A 21,269-nucleotide genomic window follows, 5' to 3' on the forward strand; every position below is an offset into this window, starting at 1 on the left:
ACAAATAAACTCCATAAAACGTCCTGGCCGCCGGGTCTCATAAAAATCCACGTCAGCCGGGGGGCGCCGCCTACGGCGTCACCGTGCGTGGTGTGGCCTCGGCTGCGCCTCGGCGGGTGGTAGGTGGTTGAGGGAATTCGCCTGCAGCGAATTCTTGGGCGCGGCAAGCGCCGTTGGGGTGGGCGTTGGGCGTCGCTGCGCTCCGCCTTTCCTGTGGCCTTTCCTCCGGGCCTACGGCCCGTCAATCGGTCGGCTTTCCTGTCTTGTTGGGCTGGTGTTTTCACGGCCCTACGGGCCGATTGGCTGGCAGGGTTTCCCGGGCTGCGCCCGGGGGTGAGCGTTGACGATGTGACGCGGAATTCGGGTAGCGGCCCCATCCCTCCGGTCGGGCGGGGTGCTGGCCGGGGCCTGCGGCCCTCGGCGTTGACGATGTGTCGCGGACTTCGGGTATCAGCCACAACCCCACCCCCGGGGGGCTCCCCCGGTCCCCGGCCGATGGCCGGTCCGCCGACTGGTTGCTGGGCTGACGGCCCATCCTCCACCCCTGGGGCGGGGCCTGCGGCCCTCAGAGGGCGCCGGTGGGCCTCCGGTCCGGCTCGGGCCTCCCCGGCCCCTGTGGCGGGCCCTCACGGGCGCTCCGGACGGCGGTGGCTGACGGGCCCTCAACCGCAGACTCCCGGCCGGAATCCGAAGCGAATCCGGCGGCGTTTCCCCGACTTCCGCACAGCCCTATCCTACCGGTCCCCGGACGGGCGCGGGACGTGAACGGGCAACCTCGCGGCAACCGTCCATCCCGGCTCTATCCGGTCGCACTTCCAACGGGAATTCGAATTACCTTCCATTCCCTTTCAGGCGGCAATCCGAAAACCTTTCGTGGCGCAGCAGAGATGAATCGCATTCGGGCATACCGGAAAGGGGCCTGCGGCCCTCCACGCCGACACCGCGACCGCCGTTCCAGACCGCCGAGGAAATCCCGCCCGGCGTCAACTGAGAAATTCCCGGAGCGGCGACACCAAACCGAACACCGGGCCAGGACAGCGGCCCGGACGGGCCCCGAGACGGCCGAGCAACCCCGGGGGCCGGGACGGCCAGGACGGCGGCCTGGACGGGCAGCCAGGGCCCAGCAGCGGGCAGCACAGCAGCGACCGAGCCGGGCGCAGCAGGACGGCCTGACGGCCGACCAGGACGACGGCCAGGGCCCAGCAGCCGGGCGCGGCACCGGACGACGCGGGCAGGCGGCGGCGGGCCGCCGAGGCCGGCCTTCCCGGCCCAGCCCAGTGCAACACAAGGTGCAACACACCCACCCACCCCCGCTCCCAGCCACATAACGCCTGGTCAGACCCGCAACACGGCCCCGTGTTGCACCCCACCGCAACACCGCGTTGCACCCCCACCACCGGCCACCCGGCCGCCGAGCACCACCACCAGGACCAGACCGTCCGACAAGGCCGGCCTTCCCAGCGACCAGCACCAACAGCCGGACAACAACCCGACACCCGATCCAGTCGTTAGCCACGGGTCAAGATCACCTGATGTGAGGAGCTACGGATGCGCTCTCGAACTGTCGCCAGCGCCGTGCTGCTGTCCGCCAGCCTAATGGGTCTCGGCGCGGGTTCCGCCCACGCCGAGGACACGACCCCGATCACCGCCCCCCACGGTGCCGCGAACTGGGGTGACACCACCCAGTCGGGATACAGCAACGGCTCCACAAGCACCTACGACAACGAAATCCACAACGGCACTGCCAGCAACTTCGGCCAAGAGATCACGAACTACGGCTCCCAAGGGACCGACTACAACAACCAGCCGGCCACCTCCGACACTGCTAGCGGCCCGCAGACCCACTACGGCACCGACTGAGCAGCCACTGCACCCCGGGGGGCGCAGCCGAGGCTGGCCAACAGAGCGGGGTGCAACACGGGCCCCGTGTTGCACCCCGCACCCCTGCGGGCGCCGATGCCGCCCCGGACGGCGGCCAGGACAACCGGCACCCGGCGGTCGCCGGCCCCGGGACGGCAGCCCGGACCGGCGACCAAAACAGCCAGCTCCTCGCGGCCGTCAGCACCCAACAACAGCCGCGGCCCCACCCGGCCGACCGGCTTGCCGCCCTGCCCGGGGCTGCGGCGACCCGCAGCCCCGGGCAGGGCCTTCTCCTGCCTTGCTACTTCTCGGTCGTCCTCCTGGCCGTCCTCACCTGCGTGAGGCGCTCGAGACCGTCGAACGTGGTGGCCTCCGCGCCGCTGTCGGTGGTGGTCCCCGCGCCGCTCTTGGGCGAAAAGCCGTAGTCGTAGACGACCTCAGCCTCGCTGCCGGGCTCGCCAGGCAGGGGCCCAACAGCGGTCTCTTCGGTCACTGGTGCAAACTCGTCAGACATAGAAACCCTCCAACTCCGATGAAGGCGCGATCACGCCCGAAAGATCATGACGCACATGGCGCCCCCACACCGCAGAAGAGACCAACCCGATCGGCAAGCACGCAGACCAAGACGCCCGTGACCGAGGCCGGCCTACCCGGCGAGGGCAGACGGGGCGCAGCCCAGCCAGAGCGAGCACAGCGGGCCCCGGCCTGGACGGCGGACCCGGGACGGCGGCAACCGAGCAGCGAGCCCGGACGGCGCGGGGGCCCGGCAGCTCCACCCCGGACGAAACCGAACACCAACCCCCGCCACCACCCCCACACGACAATTCCAACCCGAACTCACACCACCACCGGCAACAAATTAACAAAAGCATCAACACGGAATAACCGACACAATTCAACCCCGAATACACGCCCAGAAGACCCGGTCGGCCCCCAACCAGGCCGACCGGACCCCCAACCCCACCAACCACCACACACAGTCACCAAAACAACCCGACCACCCACCACCCCCGGCGGCCGGGCTGCCGGGCTGCCGGGCTGCCGGGTCAACAGGCCCAACCAAAGGTCCAGACAACCAAGCGAGAGAGGCCAAAACACGCCCACCACAACCAACAGGTCACACACGACGACCCCTCGCCGGATAGAGCCTCGCGTGCAGTAGCCGGTCTTCCCACCACGGATCGGCCGGGACGGAGACCAGCGCGGCCACCAGCTCGCGCCGGGTCGGGACCGGCAGAGGACCCGTCAGGCTGCCGAGTGAGGTTCCCGTTCTCGGGGTGCCAAGGCCCTCCCGGCGGCCGCACGCCAGGGGTGGAGACAGGCAGGTGCGCCGGCACCTGGTCTAGCTAGGAGGCGTCGAGATCGCCGGCGTTGATCAGAGCCGCGCGCAGCGCGTCGACGAGATTGCCCTGGCCGTTGCCGGGCGGAAGCGCTTCGGCGGCGGCCAGCAGCCGGCGGGCCTGGAGGCGGACCGTGTGATCCTGCCACGGGGTGCCGGGGTGGGCCAGTAGGTGAGCCATCAGGCGCAGGGCCCCACGGTGGTTGGGGTGGTGAGCACAGCGTTCGGCGATGTGGTCGGGGTCGGTCAGGATGGGGGTGCGGCGGGTGGTGCCGAGGGTGAGGGTGAGCCAGGTGTCATCCGGCACGACGGTGGTGGTGGCGAAGGCGCCGGCGCCGGCGAGCGCGCCGGGCGGTGTGGTGGCGGCCAAGGCGGCGCGCCACAGGGTCTGGGCTGCGGTGTGCACTGTGGCGCTGGTGGCGGCGGCGGCGAGGTGGGCGATCTGCTGCAGCAGGTGGGAGAGTGCTTCGGGGCCGCCGGGACCGGCCGCGAGGTCGGTGAACAGCGTGGCGGGGCTGTCTAGCGCGTCTGGGCAGGCGAGGAGGACGAGCGCGAGCTGGCGGGTGGCGGGTCGTGGGGCGGCGGCACGCAGGTACGCGAGCAACTCGGCGCGGTCGAGGTCGATAAGGAGTAGCGCGTCGGTAGTGCCCCAGCGCAGCCAGAGCGAGGCCGCGGTCGGGCGACCGTCGATGGGCAAGGCGAGCAGGTGGTCGCGGTGGCGGACAGTGAGGTCGCGGGCCAGGGAGTGGAGTAGCGGCAGGCGCAGGGCGAGGGCCTGGGCGGTCGACGAGTCGTCGGGGCGAGCCGTCAGGACGGCGTCCAGGCGCTCGAGGAGGCCGTCGGGCAGGCTGACCAAGCTGGTGGTCCGGGCGTCGTAAGCGGCGTGCTCCAGGAGGCACTGGAGGGCGCGCACTGGCGGCTGGGTGGCGATGGGCCCCGGGTCCTGGACGGCCTGGTCCGACTCGGGCGACTCGTCGGGCTGGCCCGGTGCAGACGGTTGGGCAGGGTGGGTGAGGGGCTCGGTGAGAGCGTGCAGGTGAGCCAGGGCATTCGGCAGGGTGGCGCCAAGGTCGGTGTCAGCGCGCCAGGCGGCGGTGAGCAGGTCGAACATCGCTTGGCTGGCGAAGTGAAGCACGGCGGCCGTGGCGTCGTCGGCCTGGCCGTCGCTGGGGCCGGTGGTGTGTGCGAGGTCTGGGGCGGTGAGGGCGCGGTGGAGGTCGAGAGCTGCGCCAGTGGCGTCGGCCAGCGCGGTGTCGGGGAAGGCAGTGGGGCGGTCGACTTGGAGGGCGGCCACGGCCAGGTAGAAGGCCTGCAGGGACGGCTGGGCCAAGGCGTTGACGATCACGGCCGGGTTGGTGGTCCACGCGGCGGGGTCGGCGTGGATGAGCTGTTGCAGCACCAGGACGTAGCGGGGATGGCTCGCGTCGGGGGCGGCGGCCAGGCGAGCGGCTGCTGCAGTCGGATCCTGCTCGGCGGCAAGGTCGGCGAGTTCCTCGGCGCTGACGGTGTGCGGGGTGCGCTCGATCCAGGCGAGCGGCTTGCGTGGGAGGCGCGGATCGCGCGGGCCGGCCGGTTCGACGGTGCGCAGCGCAGCGAGGACGGGTGCCCAGTCGGCGAGGACCTCGGGAGGCAGGACGGGCGACCAGTCCCAGGCACGCAGCCAGGTCGCGGGCCAGGGTGCACCAGTGTTCTGGTGGGCGGTCAAGTCAGCTTCGGTGGGGGCGGCACCGAGGGCTGCGGCCAGGTCGGTACGCAGGCCGTGGGCACGGGCGATCGGGCAGGCGGCCAGCACCAGCTCAAGGAGACTGCTGGTCTCCGGCGCCGGGGCGTTGGCGGGCAGGCGGCCAGCCAGGGCGAGGCTCTGGTCCCACCACTCGCCGTCTCTTCCCGCCGCCGTGGTGCCGTCCTCGCTGGTGGGCTCACTGTCTGGGGCGGTGTCGGCCAGGTGGGCGGCCAGCAGCCGGTCGGCCAAGGGCGCGTCCGTCGTGGCCAGGCGGCCGGTCAGCTCGGCAGTGCGCTCAGCGAACGGTCGCCCGGCGGCGGCATCTGCGGCGGCGACCTCGAGCACCGTGCGGGCCAGGCGCGGGCCGAGTTGCAGACCGGGGTCGGCGAGGCGAACCTGCGCGAGATCCTCGCCAAACACCACGGGCCGCAGCCCGGCGTGGATGCGGCCCAGGTCACGGACCAGCAGGACCGCAGCAACGATCCGAATCGTGACAGCCAGCGCTGCGGCGCCGAGCTGGCCGTCGGCAGTACGGAGGTGACGGACGGTGGGGGCGAGCTGCGCCATAAGCGCGGCGGCCTCGTGATCGGGCAGGCGATCGACCAGCAGCGTGGCGTACTGCTCTTGGGCGTCGTCGTCGGTCAGGCGACCTTCCAGGACGGCCAGGGTGATCGCGTTGGTGGCATCGGCGTCGTCGTGTACGGCGTCGACGGCGGCCCTCAGCAGTGCCTCAACGGTGCGAAGCCAGTGCTCGTCGCGGTCCGCAAGCGGCAGCCCGCAGGCCCAGGACGCGGCCACGCGCAGCACCGCGCCGTCCGGGGCGGTGCCGGGGCGCAGGCTGCCGGCCACCAGGGCGTGGACCTGGTTGGTGAGGCCGATGCCGGGGCGGGCGGCTAGGCGCAGCAGCCCGGCGCGGGCCTTGGGGCCGGCCTCGGTGATCGCGCTGGCGCGGTCGGCAAGCCATCTGCGCACCGTGGACGCATGGTCATCGCTCAGGTAGTCGAGGTAGGGCCAAGCCAGCCAGGCGCCCTCGGCACCGGGGTCGGGCATCAGCAGAGCCTCATCCAGCAGGTCGAGCCAGCCGACTGCGGGGAGGGAGAGGAAGAAGTACTCGGTCGCTCGGGGGTCCGCCCATGAGGCCAGGGTCTTGGCGTTGGCCTCGGTGGGGTGCTGAACCCTGCTCAGGGCCAGGACCTGGGCAGCGCGGCCGGGCAGCGGCACGAACACCTCGCGAGCCGCAGCCAGCAGGGTGCGGTAGCGCTCGGCGGCCGCATCGAGACCGGAGGCCTTGCCGTGCAGGGTGGTGGAGGTCGTGCTGTACAAGTCGCCCCACACTGTCAGGGCCAACATCTCCTGGGCCGGGCCGGGGCGATGGCCTGTGTTCTGCTCTACGACATCGGCTATGCGTCGGCGGTGGTAACCGCCAGGAGTGCTCAGCTCGGCGCGCAGTGCCTCGGCCGCAGAACGGACCTCCTGCAGCACGGCAGTCGGGTCTTTCCTACGTCGGCGCCCGGCACCCGCCGCTGACGGCGGCTCGGTACCAGCGGGTTCGGCGGGCGGCTGGTAGGCGTCGACGGCCTTCAGCAGCGCACGGGCGGCGGCGGCGAGGCCGGGCTTCGTGCCGCCCAGACTCAGCAGGCTCTCCGCTGCTCCCCGCAGGCACGACTCAGCGATCTCCGCAGAACGCTCGTACCGGTCGTCGCAGAGCATCCGGTGCGCGTCACGCAGCAGCCCAAGAGCCCTGGCGCCGGGATCCCCCTGGGCCGCGAGCGAGGCCGCCAGCGCCTCGTCGACCGGCTCCAGGATCTGAACCGGGGGCCGGGGCAGGGAAGGGGCTGTGTCGTCGTCCACGCGGCACACCCTAGAGCGCAGCCGGACGGTGTGGGAGCAGCTTTGCACAGGCGGGGAGCCGTCGGCGTAGGCGGTGCAGAGCCCGGCGCCAGCGATGTGGGATTTCGGGGATCATGTTCTTACGGCACCACCATCGCGGCCTATTGCAGCCTACGGTTGGTACATGACGTGGAGTGACTTCGAAGTGGACACCGGGCTGGAACGCGACATCCTCGAACGTGGGCTGCCGCTCGCTCCTACCCAAGGCGACGGTACTTCCGGTGCCAGCATCGTCATGGCCACCAGGTCGTGGCATATCGCGCTTGCGATGGCTGACGGCACTTCTGGAACCCCTCAAGACTGCATCTCACTGCTCCGCATCCGGCCTCTGCTATTCGGAACGGCCTGGAAGGTGTTGGACCTGCTCTTCGAAGAGGCCCTACGACAGGCACACGTTCGTCCGAGGCAGAACGGTCGCTTCAGCATTTCGTCGAAGGAGCAGCAGGCCAGGCAGGCAGCAGCTGGCCCAGCCTTCGTGCCAGCGGATATCTGGCAGGCCGCGATGCTCTGTTACGCGGATACCGTGGAGTTGCGGCACAGTCTCGTCCACCGGAACGCGTACACGGACACGTCGGAGTCCCTCATCGGGCACGACGCGAGCGGACAGACACTCCGCCCCCTGGCCCCAGCCGAGCAGGAGGCGTTCGTCCGCATGGCGCTTCGCATGGCCGAGACCGTCATCAGCCAGCAGCAGAACCCGCGAAAAGAAGCAGACCTCCGCGGCCAGCTCTCCACTCTTAGCGCACTGCACGGCATGGTCTTCGCTCCCGCTGCTGCCATCGAGCGGGTCCCGGAGATCAGAGCAGCGGTCAGCCCTGAAACGAACGGCGACTACCTACTCGATGTGCCATACCTGCGAGCCAACACACCCTTCCCTGCCGCTCACTACATTGACTTGATCATCACGTTCAGCGACCGACCTGGCCAAGCCCTCAGGGGCCAGCTTGAAGAAGCACCGAATCAAATAGCGACAATCGATCCGCGTCAACCCCCGTCCTGGCTGCAGTAGCCTCCAGCACCACCAGCAGCAGGGTGCGGCCGCTCGCTACATAGCCATGGACCCTGGTCGCAGGCGTGGTCGGCGGCGATCAGGGGGCACAGCGCGGTGGCAGCCGTCGAGGAGAACCCGGCCGTCGCCGAGTTCCTGGCCGCCGTCCCGGCCTGCACCAGCACCCCGACCGGGGCCTGCCACACGCCGTCCGGGCGCACCTTGCGCTTGCCGCCCGGCAGCAGGAACTCGGTCTCGGTGGACCAGGACCGCACCGTGCCGACCCCGCCCGCCGCCCCGGGCGCGGCTGCCGCCGAGGACGAACGCGGCGATCGTCTCGTTGACCGCCATCGCGTGCTGAGCACTGGAGGAGCGGCCCGCGGCCCGGGCGATGCCGCCCATCTTTGAGCGGACCATCCCGAGACGGCGGCGGCCGCGTCCAGCCCGGCCGTGCCCTCCAGCCGCCATGTCTTGTGCCGTCCTGGATGTTGCCGTCGGAGGCGACCAAGCCGTGCAGCGCCAGCCCACTGGGGTGTACCGGGTTCGGCCCGGTACACCCCGCGCCGTCCTACGCCATCACGGTGTGGAGCAGCGTGGTAACCGCCACGACCGCGCCGAGGCCAGCCAGCGGACCTCCGACCGCGAACGTGAGGACGCCGGCTCCGAAGGCCACGGACAGGATCAGCGCCCAGCGCTGGGAGAGCCGCTTGGGCTCGTTGTTCTCGCTCACTACGGGTTACGCTCCTAACAGCTACATCCTGAAGCGGCCCCGGTTGCCCCCGGGGCCGTTCGCTTTTCCGCGAACGGCTGGCCACATGACCCTTCCGACCAGGTCGTAAGTCCATTCTGAGGGCCTGGAGCAGCAGCCTGACGGGCTGCCAGCAACGTTCCAACCCGCACTCAAGACTCTTATAAATTCCAAATTGGTAGTGTCTTATATGAGGGTTGGAACGTTGGGATCAGAACGTTGGGGGAACTGAGATGAGTGGAGCGCGTGAGGCGACCAAGCGTCGGGCCCGACGCCTGGCCGAGATGCGGAAGAACGGGTCCGTCACCGCCGCATGTGCAGCCCTGCAGCAGATCTGGAGCTTCCAAAGGAGCCCGGCCGAGCTGGAGGTCATGCGATCGCGTGGCATCGTGCTCCGCGCCCAGTTCCTGCTCCCAATACGCGGTCGGCAGCAGCTGCCACCACTGACTCAGCTGATCAGGTCCCGCGGTCTCGCGCTCCGGTTCTACTTGCTTGCGATCTTCGACGCGCACTGCCGCCTTGCGGTGGACGAGCCGTGGGCGAGCGCCCGTCCGCTGACCGGCAGGGGGTCCTGGTGCGACCTGGTGGCGATCGACGGGGCGTACAGCATCCCGGCGGAGCAGTACATGCGGCACGACACCAAGCAGGAGCGGACACTCGCCGACCAGCGGCAGCGGCAGGTTCAAGCCGCCCTGCGAACCCTGGAAGAGTTCGGTCCGGAGGACGAGCGGGTGCCCGGCCCCGGCGGCCCGCAGGCCTTGGTGGAGGTGCCTCGGGTAGGCAAGACCAGGAAGTACGGGAAGTTCTCGCTGCTACCCGAGAACGGCCGGGGCCAACTCCAGACACCGCGCACCTATCGTGTACCCCGCAGAACGTTCGACGGCCGGACAGTGCGAATCCCGGCCGATTTCTTCCTTGAAGGCTGGGTCCAGGTACTGACCGACGCGGAGATCGCTGTGTGGCTGATCCTGCTGTGGCACAGCCAGAGGTACCCAAAGCGGCACCTTGAGGAGGGCGTGTACCTCTACGCCAACCGCCGAAAGCAACTCGGTCTGCGCCGCGATTCCTGGGAGGATGCCTGTGCGCGCCTGCGGGAGTTCGGGCTCATCCGGTATGCGGTTCCCCCAGAGCCGGAGGGCGACAAGCAGGGCGCCACCGACGAGCCCGCCGTTCCGGACGAGGCAGCCGTGCTGGCCATGCTCGTCGAGCAGTTCGACGGGGTCTTCGCTTCTCCGTTCGATCAACCGGATGAGGTTACTCAGTACGAGCCCCACCGGTACCAGGTGCTCGGCGGCGGGCTCAGACAAGAGGCGTTGGACAAGGTCATCAAAGAGACCACTCATCGGCTCAAAGGGCTGGGGTGAGTCGGGAACCGAGCAGTGGAGGCTGGCGCATCTGGTTCAGGCGCGCGAACCCGCTGGGAGGCGCTCTAGACCGTGACGGCCGGTCAGAAACGGCTGCGGCGTGCGCCCGGCCTGGTGGGCGGGACCTGGTCGGTGCCGCGCAGTGCGAGGGCAGCGGTACAGGTGCGCTCCAGCCAGCTCATGACCCGGCACAGCGTGGCGGGGTCGAGGGTGGCTGGTGAGGTCGCGGACGGCCTGGTGGTCGTCGTCGGTCAGCGCGTGGAGGCCGGCGCGGTCGAGGGTGGTGTAGAGGGGCTGGGCGGCGGTGCCGCCGAGGCGGCAGTGGGCGGTGTCGGTGGTCTGACGGGCCTGGTGGGCGGCCTCGCGGGCGCATTGGGCGACGTCCTGGCGGTGGCGTTCGGCGCGCAGCGCGTGCTGGAGGGCGGTGTCGTGGTCGGGGTCGTAGCGCTCGGCCCCGGTCTCGGTGATGTGGTCGTGGACGCGCTGCCACTCGGTCAGGGCGTCGGCCGCGGTGGCGTGGGCGGTCTCGTCTCCGACGTCGGCGTACCGGTCGGCGGCGCGCTCGTCCACCCGGGCCTGGTGCAGGGCCTGCTGGATGTTCTCCAGGGTCATCCCGGCGGCCCGGCGGCGGACCCGGTGAGGGACTTCGCCGAGCAGCCCGTGCTCCTGGTCGTCGTCCTCGTCCGGGGTGTGCTCAGGATCGAGGCGCAGAGCGTCGGCGGACATCTTCCGCAGCAGCAGGAGAAGGCGGTCGGCGGTGCCGGGTGGGACGGGGCGGCGCAGTTCGCCGGTGCGCGGGTCGAGGTCTGCGCGCCACTGGGTGGCGGCCGGGCGCAGGCTGTTGACCCGGCCTTCGGGCAGCAGGGCGGTGTCGAGCCCCCGGCGGCGCAGGGCGTCGTAGAGGGGATCGAGGTCACCGGGGGTCCACAGGACGACGGTGCGCTCGGCGAGGAGGTTGGTGAGGTCGGCCAAGGCGGGGGCGGGGTCAATGGCGTGGTCGGGGGCGCCGGGGGTGCGGGGGCCGGTCAGGCGCACGGTGCGGTCGTAGAGGGAGGTGCCGGTGCGGTCGAGGGCGGTGAAGCGGGCGGCGGCCGGCAGGCGGGGCGTTCCGGCGACGGTGGGCTCGCCGGGGGTGTAGTCGATCTGGAGGACGGCCAGGTGCTCGTCGGCCAGGAGGCGGTAGGCGGTCTCGGCAACGTCCTGGGCGGCCGCGCGGGCCTCGGCTTGGCGGGTGCGCAGGCGGGTGATGTGGGCGCAGGTTCCGCACAGGGCCCGGCCGTCGGCGGCCGGGGTGCACGGCGTTTCGGGGCGGGCGCCGCAGTCCTCGCAGGTACGGGTGTTGGTGGTGCGACGCGCGCCGGCCGCGAGGAGCTGCGCGGCGGTGGCCGCGGTCGGGACGGACTCGCGCACGTCGTACAGGTCGAAGGTGTCCTTCCGGCCGGTGCCGGGGTTGGGGGCCTCGATGGTGGCGCGGACCGGGCCGGCCGGCTGGCGCGGCAGGTCCAACGCGGCGAGCTGGGTCGTGGTGCGCAGGTGGTCGGGAACCTCGCCCCAACGGGCGTAGGACGGGACCGGCTTCACGGGCTCCGGCATGGTGTTGGTGCCTCCCCTTCTTGGCTGTGTGTTCAACGGCGGCCGCCACCGGGTGGTGGCGGCCTGGTGGGTGGTCAGCGTGTTTCCGGCCCGGTTGCGGGCGGTTGGTCGTCGAGCGCACCGGACAGGCACTCGGCCGTCTCCAGGTCGAGGTCGACGGCCAGGCCGTCCAGGTAGAGCCGCTGGTCGACGGTGAGGCCCAGCTGGGGATCGTCGGCGAGGCGGAGCAGAGCGGCGGCGACCAGGCCCCTGGCGGCTGCGGTCAGGCCGTGGCGCATCGCCTCCTCCAGGTCCTCGGGCGCGGTGCCCCGGGTGGTAGTGGCGGGCGATCCCGTACGACTCGCAGGCCCGCTCGACCAGGCAGGCCAGCGCCTGGGCACCCAGGCGGTCGGTCGGCTCCTCGGTCAGGCACAGCGGCGGGCGGGCCGGCCTGAGGGTCGGGGTGGTGAGGGCGGTCATCGCGCGTGCCTTCCGAAGTGTGGGAATCGGGTGCGGGTTGGCGGGGCCGCCGCCGGGTGGTGGCGGCCCCGCGGATGGAGGTCAGGTGGGCGGTTGGTAGCCGTTCTGACGCATGATCACGGTGATCAGCTCGATGCAGCCGGAGCAGATCGCGACGCCGGGTCCGCTGACCAGGTGGTCGCGCTGGCGGTGGGTGGCGCCGCAGAACGAGCAGTGGACGGCGGCCGGGCCGTAGCGCAGGAGCTGGGTGCAGATGGTCTCGGTCACCCGCGGAGCCAGGGGTGGATGGTGCAGGTGCCGTCGGCCTCGATGCGCAGGGTGTCGCCGTAGTGGGCGACGGCGCGGGCCTGGCCGGCGTGGGGCCACAGGGTGAGGCCGTCGACCTCGGCGCGGCCGGTGACGGAGCTGGTGGAGTAGTGGGGCTTGCCCTCGACGAGGTCCTGGTCCCAGAGCTGGTAGGCGGTGGCGGGGGTCAGAAGCCACTGCCGGGCGCCGGTCGCCGGGACGGCCGGGGCGGTGGTGTTCGCCATGGTGCTCTCCTCTGTGGCGGTGCGAGGGGGCGGGGCCGCCATCGAGTGGTGGCGACACCTGACGGGTGGTCAGTTCATGCTTGGCGAAGTCGGGGCGGGGCGGCCCGGCACACGGGCCGCCCCGAGGTCGGTGGTGCTACTGGTCGATGGTGCAGTCGTGGTCGGCCTCGACGTAGTCACCGTCGGTGAACTGAGTCTCCAGGGACCAGCCGCAGGTGCATTCGGCGCGGCCGTCCCAGCCGATCTCGGATCCGTCGTCGCTGTCGCAGTCGTGGTCGGCCTCGACCAGGGTGCCGTCCTCGAACAGCGCGTCGCCGCCGTCGCCACAGGCGCCGCACTCCCACTGGGCGTACCAGGAGATCTTGGGCGGCTGGGTGGTGGGGATGGTCACTCGTCTCCTCCAGGAAATGGGCCACCCCGGCCGGGGGCCGGGACGGCGGGGCGTTCGGTGCGGGTCAGCCGGTGACGATCTCGGCGTGCCGGGTGAGGGCGTCCAGGAGCACGGTCTGCTGCGGGGTCAGCTTGCCGTCGGTGCGGGCATCCGCCTGCTTGCGCAGCCAGGTCCCGGGGCGGAAGGCCGGGTCGTCGCCGAGGCCGGTGCGGTTGGCGGGGCCGTCGAGGGTGCCGCCGGCGGCGAGGTAGGCGAGCAGGCGGCGGTAGGAGCGGTTCCAGTCCGGCTCCAGTCGCCACAGCTCGTCCAGGCCGTCGAGCTTGGCCACCTGGTCGGTGGTGAGGCCCGTGGCCTTGCGCTGGCGGCGCATCCACGCGCCCACCGCGTAGTCGTCCAGCTTGGCGGCGGCCGGGATGGCGAGGTGGCCGTGCCGGCGGTGGAACGCGGCGGCGTAGGCGTAGCCGCGTGCCCAGGCGTTGGCGTTCTTCGACCAGATCATGCCGAGCGCGTCCAGCTCGCTGACGCGGGCCGGGTCGAGCAGGCCCTGGCCGTTCAGGTGGCGCTGGCGGGTGAGCCAGGAGATCAGCTCGGCGTGCTTGGCCTTGTCGGTGGGGTCGAGGTGGCCGTGCTCGATGTGGAACCTGGCGGCGACCGCGTGCATCCGCTGCCACTCGACCGCGCGAGGGTTGAACGCCCGCAGCTTCACAGTCTGGAGGATCTGCGCGGCGTGATGGCGGGCGTTGATCTTGAGCCACTCGACCGGCGACTCGATCGGAGCCGGCGGCTGCTCGCTCTCCGCAGCCTCGGCGGGCTCGCCCTCGGCCGGCTTGGCCGCGGTCGTGTGCGCGGCGGGCTGCGAGCGGCTGCCGCGCAGCTCGGTGATCCGGCCGACCACCCGGGGGTCGTGCGCGGCGAGCGCCCGCAGGACCCGCCAGATGGTGCGGAAGGCGCTCGCCTCGATCTCGATGTCGGCCTCCGCCTTCACCGTGGGGTCGGCGTCGCGGACCTCGGCCGGGTCGGCGGTGGCGTCCATGCTCGCCAGCAGCGAGCCGAGGTAGACCGGGATGACGATCCAGGAGATCTTGCCCTCCATGAAAGCCTGGCGCAGCGCCCTGCCGATCGCTTGGACGATGTCGATGATCGAGCTCTTGGGGTCGGCGAAGACGATCGAATCCACGCTTCTGACGTCGATGCCTTCGGACAGGAGTCGGGCGTTGGCGAGGATGCCGCACTCCTCGCCGTCCTCTCCGGTGTGGGCCTTGAACTCGGCGAACGCCTGACGGCGGTCCTTGAGCCGGTCGGTGCCGGCCACCGCCTTCGCCCAGATCCGCTCGGGGCGCTCCGCGTCGGGCAGCAGCTCGGCGGTCTCCAGCAGGGTGTTCGCGAACTCCCGCGCCGCGCTGACGCGGGAGTGGAAGGTGATGACGCGGCGCAGGCCGAGGTCGGCGACCGCGCGCAGCACCGCGATCTGCAGGGCCAGGCGCAGCAGTTCCTCGTTGCTGCGCTGGGAGCGCAGGTCGGCGACGGCGGGGAGGTTGAGGAGCTCGCGCAGGTCCTCGTCCGTGACCACCGGCACGAGGACGCGGTAGTCGGCGAGGTAGCCGTGTTCGATTCCTTGGCCGAGGGTCCAGGTGAAGCAGGTCTTGCCGTAGATCGTCTCGTCGTCCATGGAGCAGAGCGCGGGCGGTTGCTCCGTGCTCTCGCTGTCGGCGTCGGCGAGGTCGGCCAGGCCGTCCTTCGCCTTGCGGTCGTCGGCGATCCTGGGGGTCGCGGTGAAGGACAGCCGGCGCTTCGCCGGAACCTTCGCGTCGTCGTGGATCGCGGCCCACGCCTTCCCCTCCGAACCGGCCGTACGGTGCGCCTCGTCGATGACCACCAGGTCCCAGGCCGGCAGGCCGCACAGCTGGTGGGCCTGAACGATGCGCTCCAGCGAAGCGTAGGTGGCGTACACGGTGACCGGCTCGCCGGTCTTCTCCTTGGCGACCAGGTCGGCGATCCGGGCGGCCTGAGTGGTGACCTGGGCGTGGACGCGGCCGCCGGCCTCCGCGCTCTCCAGCGCCTCGTCCCGCGAGCACGCCGCCACCGCCAGGCCCCGGCGCGCGCCCCGCAGAGACCACGCCTCGGCGGTCTGCTCCAGCAGTTCGATCGTCGGGACCAGCACCAGCACCCGGCCCTTCGCCGCCAGCCGCCGGGCGCAGCCGGCCGCGATGAGCGTCTTGCCGGAGCCGGTCGCGGCCAAGACGGTAGCGCGGCCGCCGTCCTTCACCTCACGCACCGCGGCCGCCACCGCGTCCTTCTGGAACCAGTGCAGCGGCAGCGGATTCACCGCGGCGGTGCCGGTCGGCGGTGCCGGGACCGGCGGTTCGGTCTGGGTGCGGAGCCCGGCCGGCACGTCGGCCTCGGTGGCGGTGGTGGTCTCCACGGCGGTGCTCTCCTTCGGATGCTGAGACGGCTGGGCCGGTGCGGGCGGTGCTGTGGAAGGGTCAGAGGCGGGCGGCCTCTCCCCGGGGCCAGGTCATGGATGGGGAGAGGCCGACCGGACTACTGCTGGTCCTCGGGGATCCAACCTCTGACCTCGAGGTAGGCGATGTCGGCGTCCTCGACCGCCCGGCCGGTCTCCACCAGCCACTCCCGCATCGCCTCGGTCACGTCGCCGTGGTGGTCCGCAACGCGCTGGGACCACTCGGCGGCGTCGAAGCCGCCAGTGGACGCGGAGCCGTAGGTGCGCTCCTCGGTGCCGTCCGCGCGGGGGATGAACCCGCGCCGGACGCCGCCGGAGTCCTTCTCCGAGCCCGCGCTGTAGACGTACTGGTCGGCCTTCATCCTCACCGTGAAGGCGAGGCGGCCGCCGGCCTGGCCAGTCTCATGGACCACCGGGGCGAGGTGGCTCGCGCCGGACTTGATGGCCTGCTTCCCGGCCCGGCCGGCCATCGACCCGCCCGCCTCACCGACGACGTCCTTGCCCCGCACCCGCGCCTTCTGCCCGGTCTTGGTCCGGCGGCGGCTGGTGTTCGCCTCCGCGATCCCGGACAGCGCCTCGGTGTCCCGCTCTCCGCCGCGCACCGCGCGGACCACCTGGCGCAGCGCGTTGACCATGCTCGCGCCCTTGCCCTTGGTGAAGAACTGCGAGACCAGGCTGGCGTCGCGGCCGAGCATCCTGGCAACCTGGCGCTTGGTGTAGCCCTGGTCGATGAGCTCCTGGGTCAGGCGGGCGGCCTCGTTCGGATTCTGCGGGTCGGCCGGGCTCACTGGTCAGCCCCCTTCTCGATGGCGGCGAGTTCGGCGCGGCCCAGGCCGCGCAGCTTGAGGTACTGCTCCTGACTGGCCGGGTGCTCGACCGGGCCGGTCAGGTGGCCCTTGAGGAGGTAGTCGCCCGGCTCGCCCCGGTACGGCCAGGGCTGGCGCTCCGTCAGGGCGATGCCGTCGGTGCCGAAGTAGACGACAGTGCCGGGCTTGGCGTGCAGGGCACCGGCGTGGCCGACGATCTGCTTGCCGTCGCGGTACTTCATGTCCAGCAGCGCCGCCCGCGCCCCCGACCACACGTACGCCGCCCACTCCGGGTGCGCGTACGGGTCGCGGGAGAAGCCGGCCTGCCGCTGCCACGTCACCACCTCGCCGTCCTGGCCGAGGATCTCCACCCCGGCCGGGAGCGCCTCCCCGACGGGCGTGGTGCCGGAGACCAGGCGCGGGCGCTGCGCGAAACCGCCCAGGCCGAACAGCAGCACCGAGCGGACCGCCCGGGAGGCGAGGTAAGCCGCAGTGCGCTGGCGCTCGTCGCCGTGCAGCTTCGAGAGGTTGGTCAGGTCCGCCCACGCCGACTTGAGGCGCTTGCCCCACTCGTCCAGCGGCTTGCCGTCCTCGAACAGCAGACCGCCGAGGATCTCGACCTTCCACGGCATCAGGTGGTTCGACAGCGCCAGGTGGATCTCCGCACCGCCCGCCCAGGTGGTGAACGTCGTCCCCGGCTCGGACGGGTAGATCCAGGCGCGGTCACCGGTCACCGGCGCGGGCAGCAGCCCGACGTGCTGCCAGCGCTGCGGGACCGTCACCCTGACGTTCCAGTGCGAGCAGGACATCAGCGCCTTCACCTGCTCCGCCCCGGTCATCGCAGCGAACGCGCCAGCGGTGATCCGGCGCGGGGTGCCCACCGGGCTCTTCCACAAATGCTTGGCGTAGGCGAAGGTGCGGTCGTACTCCACCAGCGCGGGCAGCTGATCCGGCACGCGCGGCGGCAGGATCAGCTCGGTGCGGCCCTGGCCACCGGTCGCGTGCAGCAGGCCCCGCAGCTCCTCGCTGAGAACCGGGTAGCCGCCGGCCCACTTGCCGGTGGTCGGGATGGTGCGCGACCACAGGTCCCGGCCCGTCTGCGACGGCGAGCCCATCAGAACCGCGTCGTCCCAGTGACGGCGCAGCGCCTGCCACAGCAGCGTGAACGCCTGACGGCAGGTCACGACGTCGGCGCCGTCCGGGTCGAACCACTCCCCCATCGAGCGGATCTCCGTGACCGGCCCGTCCGGGGAGGCGACGGGGGCGTAGCGGCCGACCGGCTGACGCTGGTGGACGAAGTGCCCGGCCAGCTTGTCCCGGCCGCTCCCGACTGCGGTGGTCCACCGCTCGCTCGGGGTGTTCAACCACGCCGCGACCGCGTCCTTGAGCGTGGAGTACCGCTCGGCGCCGTCGTGCCACGGGGCGCCGGCCGTGATGTAGATGCGCTCCGTGCCGGGGGCGGTGGCCAGGACGGCGTCCAGGATCTCGCCCGGGGTGCGGGCGCCGAGGTCGACCCGGACGACCTGGTCGCGGACCGCGAGCATCCCGGCGGCCGCGTCCAGGAACACCGTGGCGCGAACCTGCTGCGTGAAGTTGGGGCGCTTGGAGACCAGGCCCGTGGTGACGGCCTCGAACCGGGCCCCGGCAGGGCCTTCGGGGAGGGTGGGCAGCTCACGCGGACCGGCGGCAACGGCCGGACGCTCCACCGCGGCGACCGGAGCGACCGAGGCCGCCGGGACGACCAGCGCCGCAACGGCGGGGGCGACCTGCTCGGCGACGACCTGGTCCTCGACGACCGGGGCGGCCGGGGCCGGCTGCTCGAGTACGGGAGCCGGGCGGGTCAACGCCGGGGCGACCGCGACAGCGGGCTCGGCGACCGGCTCGGCCACCGGGGCCGGGGCGGGCGCAGCGACGGCGGCGGCCTGGTCGTCGGCCTTGGCGGCGCGGACTGCGGCCGGGGTCGGGTCCAGCAGCGGGGCGATCCGCACGACGTCGCCGACCGACAGCCCGGAGGCCTTCGCGATGGCCGGCGCCTGGGCGCCCTCGTACCCCGCCAGCCCGGCCACGCGGCGCGCACGCTGGGCGGTGAGCTTGTCCAGCTCCTTCTGCGCGGCGGCGACGGCCTTCTCGGCGGCCGTGATCTCGGTACGCAGCTCGCGCAGACCGGCGAGCTCGGCGGTGTACGACTTCCGGTCCATCAGCGGGTCACTCCTTCGGCGGCGTTCTGCGCGACTTTGAACAGATCGTCGGACATCGAGTCCCTCAGCGTCCGTTGGACCGGGTCGGGTCAATCCGGGGGTCACCGAACAGGGCGTCGAAGACGTCCTCGGTGACACAAGCGATCAGGCCCTGCTCGGCGTGGCGCAGGGTGTAACCAGCGGTGCGTCCGAGGTCGGCCACCGCGATCGGGACCTGGGGGCGGTAGTAGAACTCGAGCTCCCGGCCGGCGAACTCCGTGGGTTCGGCCCCGCCCTGTGCGGGGTTGAACGGCAGGGTGAACGAGGGCAGGCCGACCACGTCCTCCTCGGTGGCCAGGTACAGCACGCCGTCGTCGGTGGTGCGGAAGGCGACGGCCAGGTCCACGCCGCCGGCGCGGCGATCGCGCGGGAGCCCGTGGCCCTCCAGGACCCGGCCGAGCTGCGAGGGAGCCATGGCGGCCGCCAGGCCCAGCGCGCGCCGGTTGGAGTAACTGTCGCTGGCGTCCGCGCGGGACATCGCCAGCTCCTTGACGACGGTCAGGCGCTGGGTGACACGGCTGATGCAGTCCACCAGAGCGGTCAGGTCATCGAAGGTGGAGGCCTGCGGCGGCTTCACCGGCTGCTCGTCGCGCAACGCCGCGAGCAGTGCTCGGGCGAGGTCGTCGTGCACCTCGACCTGCTCGCCGCCGATGCTGATTTTCACAAGAAAACTCCCAAACAGTAGGACATAACCAAATCCTACACCCGTCTGCTCTTGGAAACAAAGAGGAGAGGGGCGCGCGGCGCTGGCCATACGCCCTCACTTGCTCCGGGTCGGACCGCCTCGCGACGGGTTCGACAACCTAGGTCCAGGACCGCAACGGGAAGTCAGTCGGGGCCGTTGGCCGGGGTGGTGACGGCCTTGCTCGCCTCCCAGCAGGTCGGCGGCCCACAGGCTGTCCGCCATGGCAGACGTGCATAGCAGTGCAGATCCGATGGCAGCGCGGCCGTCCGAGGCTCCGGCGGCGCCGGGCTCGGACTCGGCCGGGCGGCGGGACCGTGCCCGCGAGTACGCCGTGGACCAGCTCGTCAGGCGTCTGCAGAACGCGCGCTACACCGCGGCTGGCAGGGACGGCTGGTGGTGGCCGAGGTGGCGGGATGCCCGCGCCGTGTCCCTGCTGCAGCGGGCGGTAGTTCGAGCCTGCCGATTCGACGGTGCGCCGGAGGAGGCGTTCCTGCGGTACGCCAAGGTCGACCTGCTGGTGCACGTGGTGACGGACTTGAAGGCCGGCCCGGATGCGATGAAAGAACGCATGGAGGGCATCTGCTCTGCGGGCACCCTGGACGAGCTACGCAACTTCGTGCGGGCCTCCACCGGCCGTCCGAACTGGGACTTCACCTCGTAGCGCCCCCGCCAACGACCGCACCCCAGCCCGCCCGGCCCCCGGGCGGGCTAGCCGTGTAGTTCAGAACGGGGGCTGGTCGTACCAGCACGGGCTGCTCTGGTGCCCGAGCGGCTGGAGGCCGTGCTGCTGGAGGACGGCCACCGCTTCGTTGGGGCGGCCGAGGTCGATCAGGTACCCGGCCAGGTCGTCATGGTGGGTTGGCGCGTGCTGTTCGAGGACGGTGACGGCTTCCTCGGTACGGCCGGCGCCGGCCAGCGTCCTGGCGACATGTGCGGCCGCGTACGGGGTGCCGCCTTCGGGATGGGATTGCGCCTGCTCGATGGCCTCGTCGACGCGGTCGCAGGCGGCCATCAACGGGAGCCGGATCCAGAACAGCTCCCACTCCTCCGTGCCGCGGCGGGCCTTGAGGTCGTCGAGGTAGGCCAGGGCGTCCTGGGGACGGCCCTGGTCGGCGTACAGGGTACACAGCGTGTCGACGATCCAGTCCTCGGCACCTCCCGGGGCGTCGGCCAGCGCGCGCATCACCCCGATCGCATCCCCACTGCGGCCGTGCCGCGCCAGCAGCTGGGCGAGGTGGACCGCCACGTGGCCGCGGGCGACGGTCGCCATGGCGGCCTGCCGGTACACGGCGACCGCGCCCTCGACGTCGCCGCGCTCCTCCAGCAGCACCGCCAGCCGCCGCGCCGCGCGCCCATGGTCCTCGGCCGCCGCGTAGGCGCGCAGTTCCTCGATCCGGCCGTGCCGGGCCAGCAGTCCGGCCAGCTGGTCGCGGGCGTCGATCGAGTTGCTCTCCAGGGCGCTCAGCAGGGCGATGGCCTCGTCGACGCGGCCCTGGCGCTCGCGAACTCGCGCGAGCAGGCCGATCGTCGTGTAGGTGTCCAGGCCGCGGCAGCACCACGGGCTGTCACACCGGTGGTGACCGGCCGGGATCCTGGCTTCGAGCAGGGCGGCGGCCTCGTCGTCGCGGCCGGCGACAGCGGCGACGTCGACCAGAACCCGGGCGAGGGAGTCATCGTCGACATGCGGCAGCAACAGGTCGAACGCCTCCCCCGCGCGGCCGTGCCGGGCGAGCAGGCGGGTGTAGGACGCCAGCGCGTGCGGGTGGCCGAGCAGCATCCGGGCGCGGGTCAGCTCGATCGCCTCCTCGGCGCGGCCCCAGTCCTCCAGCAGTTCGGCGGTAGCCTCAACAGCGGTCCACCAGCCGGTCGCGAGGTATGGGGCCAGCACGTCCAGCGCCTCGGGCCGCTGGCCCCGCTCGCCCAGCAGCCGCGCCCACTCCCGCGCGCAGAACCACTCCCCGCGCCCGGCCCAGGCCTCCACTACTTCGGCGTGGCCGCGCTCGATCAGCCGGGACACCAGCTCCGGCGGGAGGTATCCGGACCGGGTCCGGGCACGGTAGTCAAGCTCAGCAGCGTCCACACGGCGCACCGTAGTACCGGGCCCTGACAGCCCGTCGCTGCGGCCGGTCCCGAGCACCGGTAGTGGACAGCCGCTCACCGGTCTGCGCCATCCGGCCGCCGATCGCGGCCCTTGT

18 protein-coding genes are annotated in these 21,269 nt (G+C 71.8%); 5 read left to right on the plus strand and 13 right to left on the minus strand.

The annotated features are described in order from the left end of the window. Positions 1-1,548 precede the first annotated feature (1,548 nt). Positions 1,549-1,860 carry a hypothetical protein gene (locus ACFV8H_RS22100; RefSeq protein WP_380402502.1) on the plus strand — a complete coding sequence of 104 codons (312 nt, stop codon included), beginning with the start codon at positions 1,549-1,551 and terminating at the stop codon, positions 1,858-1,860. Between the two features lie 301 nt (positions 1,861-2,161). Here the strand turns inward: ACFV8H_RS22100 and ACFV8H_RS22105 are convergent, their stop codons facing one another. Both ACFV8H_RS22105 and ACFV8H_RS22110 read right to left on the minus strand, forming a co-directional pair. Then, positions 2,162-2,353, minus strand: coding sequence for a hypothetical protein (locus tag ACFV8H_RS22105; protein WP_380402505.1), 192 nt, complete (start codon positions 2,351-2,353; stop codon positions 2,162-2,164). 853 nt (positions 2,354-3,206) lie between these two features. After that, positions 3,207-6,773 carry a hypothetical protein gene (locus ACFV8H_RS22110; RefSeq protein ID WP_380402508.1) on the minus strand — a complete coding sequence of 1,189 codons (3,567 nt, stop codon included), beginning with the start codon at positions 6,771-6,773 and terminating at the stop codon, positions 3,207-3,209. Between the two features lie 163 nt (positions 6,774-6,936). On the opposite strand from ACFV8H_RS22110, the gene ACFV8H_RS22115 reads away from it, so the two are divergent. After that, a complete protein-coding gene (locus tag ACFV8H_RS22115) occupies positions 6,937-7,821 on the plus strand; it encodes a hypothetical protein (RefSeq protein ID WP_380402510.1) in 885 nt (294 codons plus the stop codon). A 96-nt stretch (positions 7,822-7,917) separates the two neighbouring features. Beyond that, positions 7,918-8,208: a hypothetical protein gene (locus ACFV8H_RS22120; protein WP_380402513.1), complete on the plus strand. Its 291-nt coding sequence runs from the start codon at positions 7,918-7,920 to the stop codon at positions 8,206-8,208. Positions 8,209-8,368: 160 nt separating this feature from the next. Here ACFV8H_RS22120 and ACFV8H_RS22125 read toward each other — a convergent pair whose 3' ends face one another. Next, positions 8,369-8,530, minus strand: a complete 162-nt coding sequence (locus ACFV8H_RS22125) for a hypothetical protein (protein ID WP_380402515.1) — start codon at positions 8,528-8,530, stop codon at positions 8,369-8,371. 251 nt (positions 8,531-8,781) lie between these two features. Between ACFV8H_RS22125 and ACFV8H_RS22130 the strand changes: the two genes are divergently transcribed. Beyond that, the gene (locus ACFV8H_RS22130) at positions 8,782-9,912 is read left to right on the plus strand and encodes a hypothetical protein (RefSeq protein ID WP_380402518.1); all 1,131 of its coding nucleotides are present in this window, start codon (positions 8,782-8,784) and stop codon (positions 9,910-9,912) included. Positions 9,913-9,948: 36 nt separating this feature from the next. Here ACFV8H_RS22130 and ACFV8H_RS22135 read toward each other — a convergent pair whose 3' ends face one another. From ACFV8H_RS22135 to ACFV8H_RS22175, 9 genes are all read right to left on the minus strand, one after another. Then, positions 9,949-11,505 (minus strand): hypothetical protein, encoded by a 1,557-nt coding sequence (locus tag ACFV8H_RS22135; protein ID WP_380402521.1) that lies wholly within the window; start codon positions 11,503-11,505, stop codon positions 9,949-9,951. Positions 11,506-11,579: 74 nt separating this feature from the next. Further along, positions 11,580-11,783, minus strand: a complete 204-nt coding sequence (locus ACFV8H_RS22140) for a hypothetical protein (RefSeq protein ID WP_380402524.1) — start codon at positions 11,781-11,783, stop codon at positions 11,580-11,582. Between the two features lie 262 nt (positions 11,784-12,045). Further along, a complete protein-coding gene (locus ACFV8H_RS22145) occupies positions 12,046-12,231 on the minus strand; it encodes a ClpX C4-type zinc finger protein (protein ID WP_380402527.1) in 186 nt (61 codons plus the stop codon). Continuing rightward, positions 12,228-12,494, minus strand: coding sequence for a hypothetical protein (locus tag ACFV8H_RS22150; protein ID WP_380402530.1), 267 nt, complete (start codon positions 12,492-12,494; stop codon positions 12,228-12,230). The genes ACFV8H_RS22145 and ACFV8H_RS22150 overlap by 4 nt, the downstream gene beginning before the upstream one ends. Positions 12,495-12,630: 136 nt before the next feature. Further along, positions 12,631-12,885, minus strand: coding sequence for a hypothetical protein (locus ACFV8H_RS22155; protein WP_380402532.1), 255 nt, complete (start codon positions 12,883-12,885; stop codon positions 12,631-12,633). A 64-nt stretch (positions 12,886-12,949) separates the two neighbouring features. Then, complete coding sequence (locus tag ACFV8H_RS22160; protein ID WP_380402534.1) at positions 12,950-15,307, minus strand: Helicase associated domain protein; 2,358 nt, start codon at positions 15,305-15,307, stop codon at positions 12,950-12,952. Positions 15,308-15,426: 119 nt separating this feature from the next. Beyond that, complete coding sequence (locus ACFV8H_RS22165; RefSeq protein WP_380402536.1) at positions 15,427-16,134, minus strand: helix-turn-helix domain containing protein; 708 nt, start codon at positions 16,132-16,134, stop codon at positions 15,427-15,429. Continuing rightward, a complete protein-coding gene (locus ACFV8H_RS22170; RefSeq protein WP_380402538.1) occupies positions 16,131-18,350 on the minus strand; it encodes a hypothetical protein in 2,220 nt (739 codons plus the stop codon). Before ACFV8H_RS22170 ends, ACFV8H_RS22165 begins: the two co-directional genes overlap by 4 nt. A 64-nt stretch (positions 18,351-18,414) precedes the next feature. Further along, positions 18,415-19,053 carry a hypothetical protein gene (locus ACFV8H_RS22175; protein ID WP_380402541.1) on the minus strand — a complete coding sequence of 213 codons (639 nt, stop codon included), beginning with the start codon at positions 19,051-19,053 and terminating at the stop codon, positions 18,415-18,417. A 241-nt stretch (positions 19,054-19,294) separates the two neighbouring features. Here ACFV8H_RS22175 and ACFV8H_RS22180 point away from each other — a divergent pair, with 241 nt between their 5' ends. Further along, positions 19,295-19,735, plus strand: a complete 441-nt coding sequence (locus tag ACFV8H_RS22180; protein ID WP_380402544.1) for a hypothetical protein — start codon at positions 19,295-19,297, stop codon at positions 19,733-19,735. A 60-nt stretch (positions 19,736-19,795) separates the two neighbouring features. Here ACFV8H_RS22180 and ACFV8H_RS22185 read toward each other — a convergent pair whose 3' ends face one another. Continuing rightward, on the minus strand, positions 19,796-21,154 hold the full coding sequence (locus ACFV8H_RS22185; protein WP_380402547.1) for a tetratricopeptide repeat protein: 1,359 nt from the start codon (positions 21,152-21,154) through the stop codon (positions 19,796-19,798). Positions 21,155-21,269: the final 115 nt, after the last annotated feature.

It is taken from the genome of Kitasatospora sp. NPDC059827, assembly GCF_042731675.1.
GTDB lineage: Bacteria > Actinomycetota > Actinomycetes > Streptomycetales > Streptomycetaceae > Kitasatospora.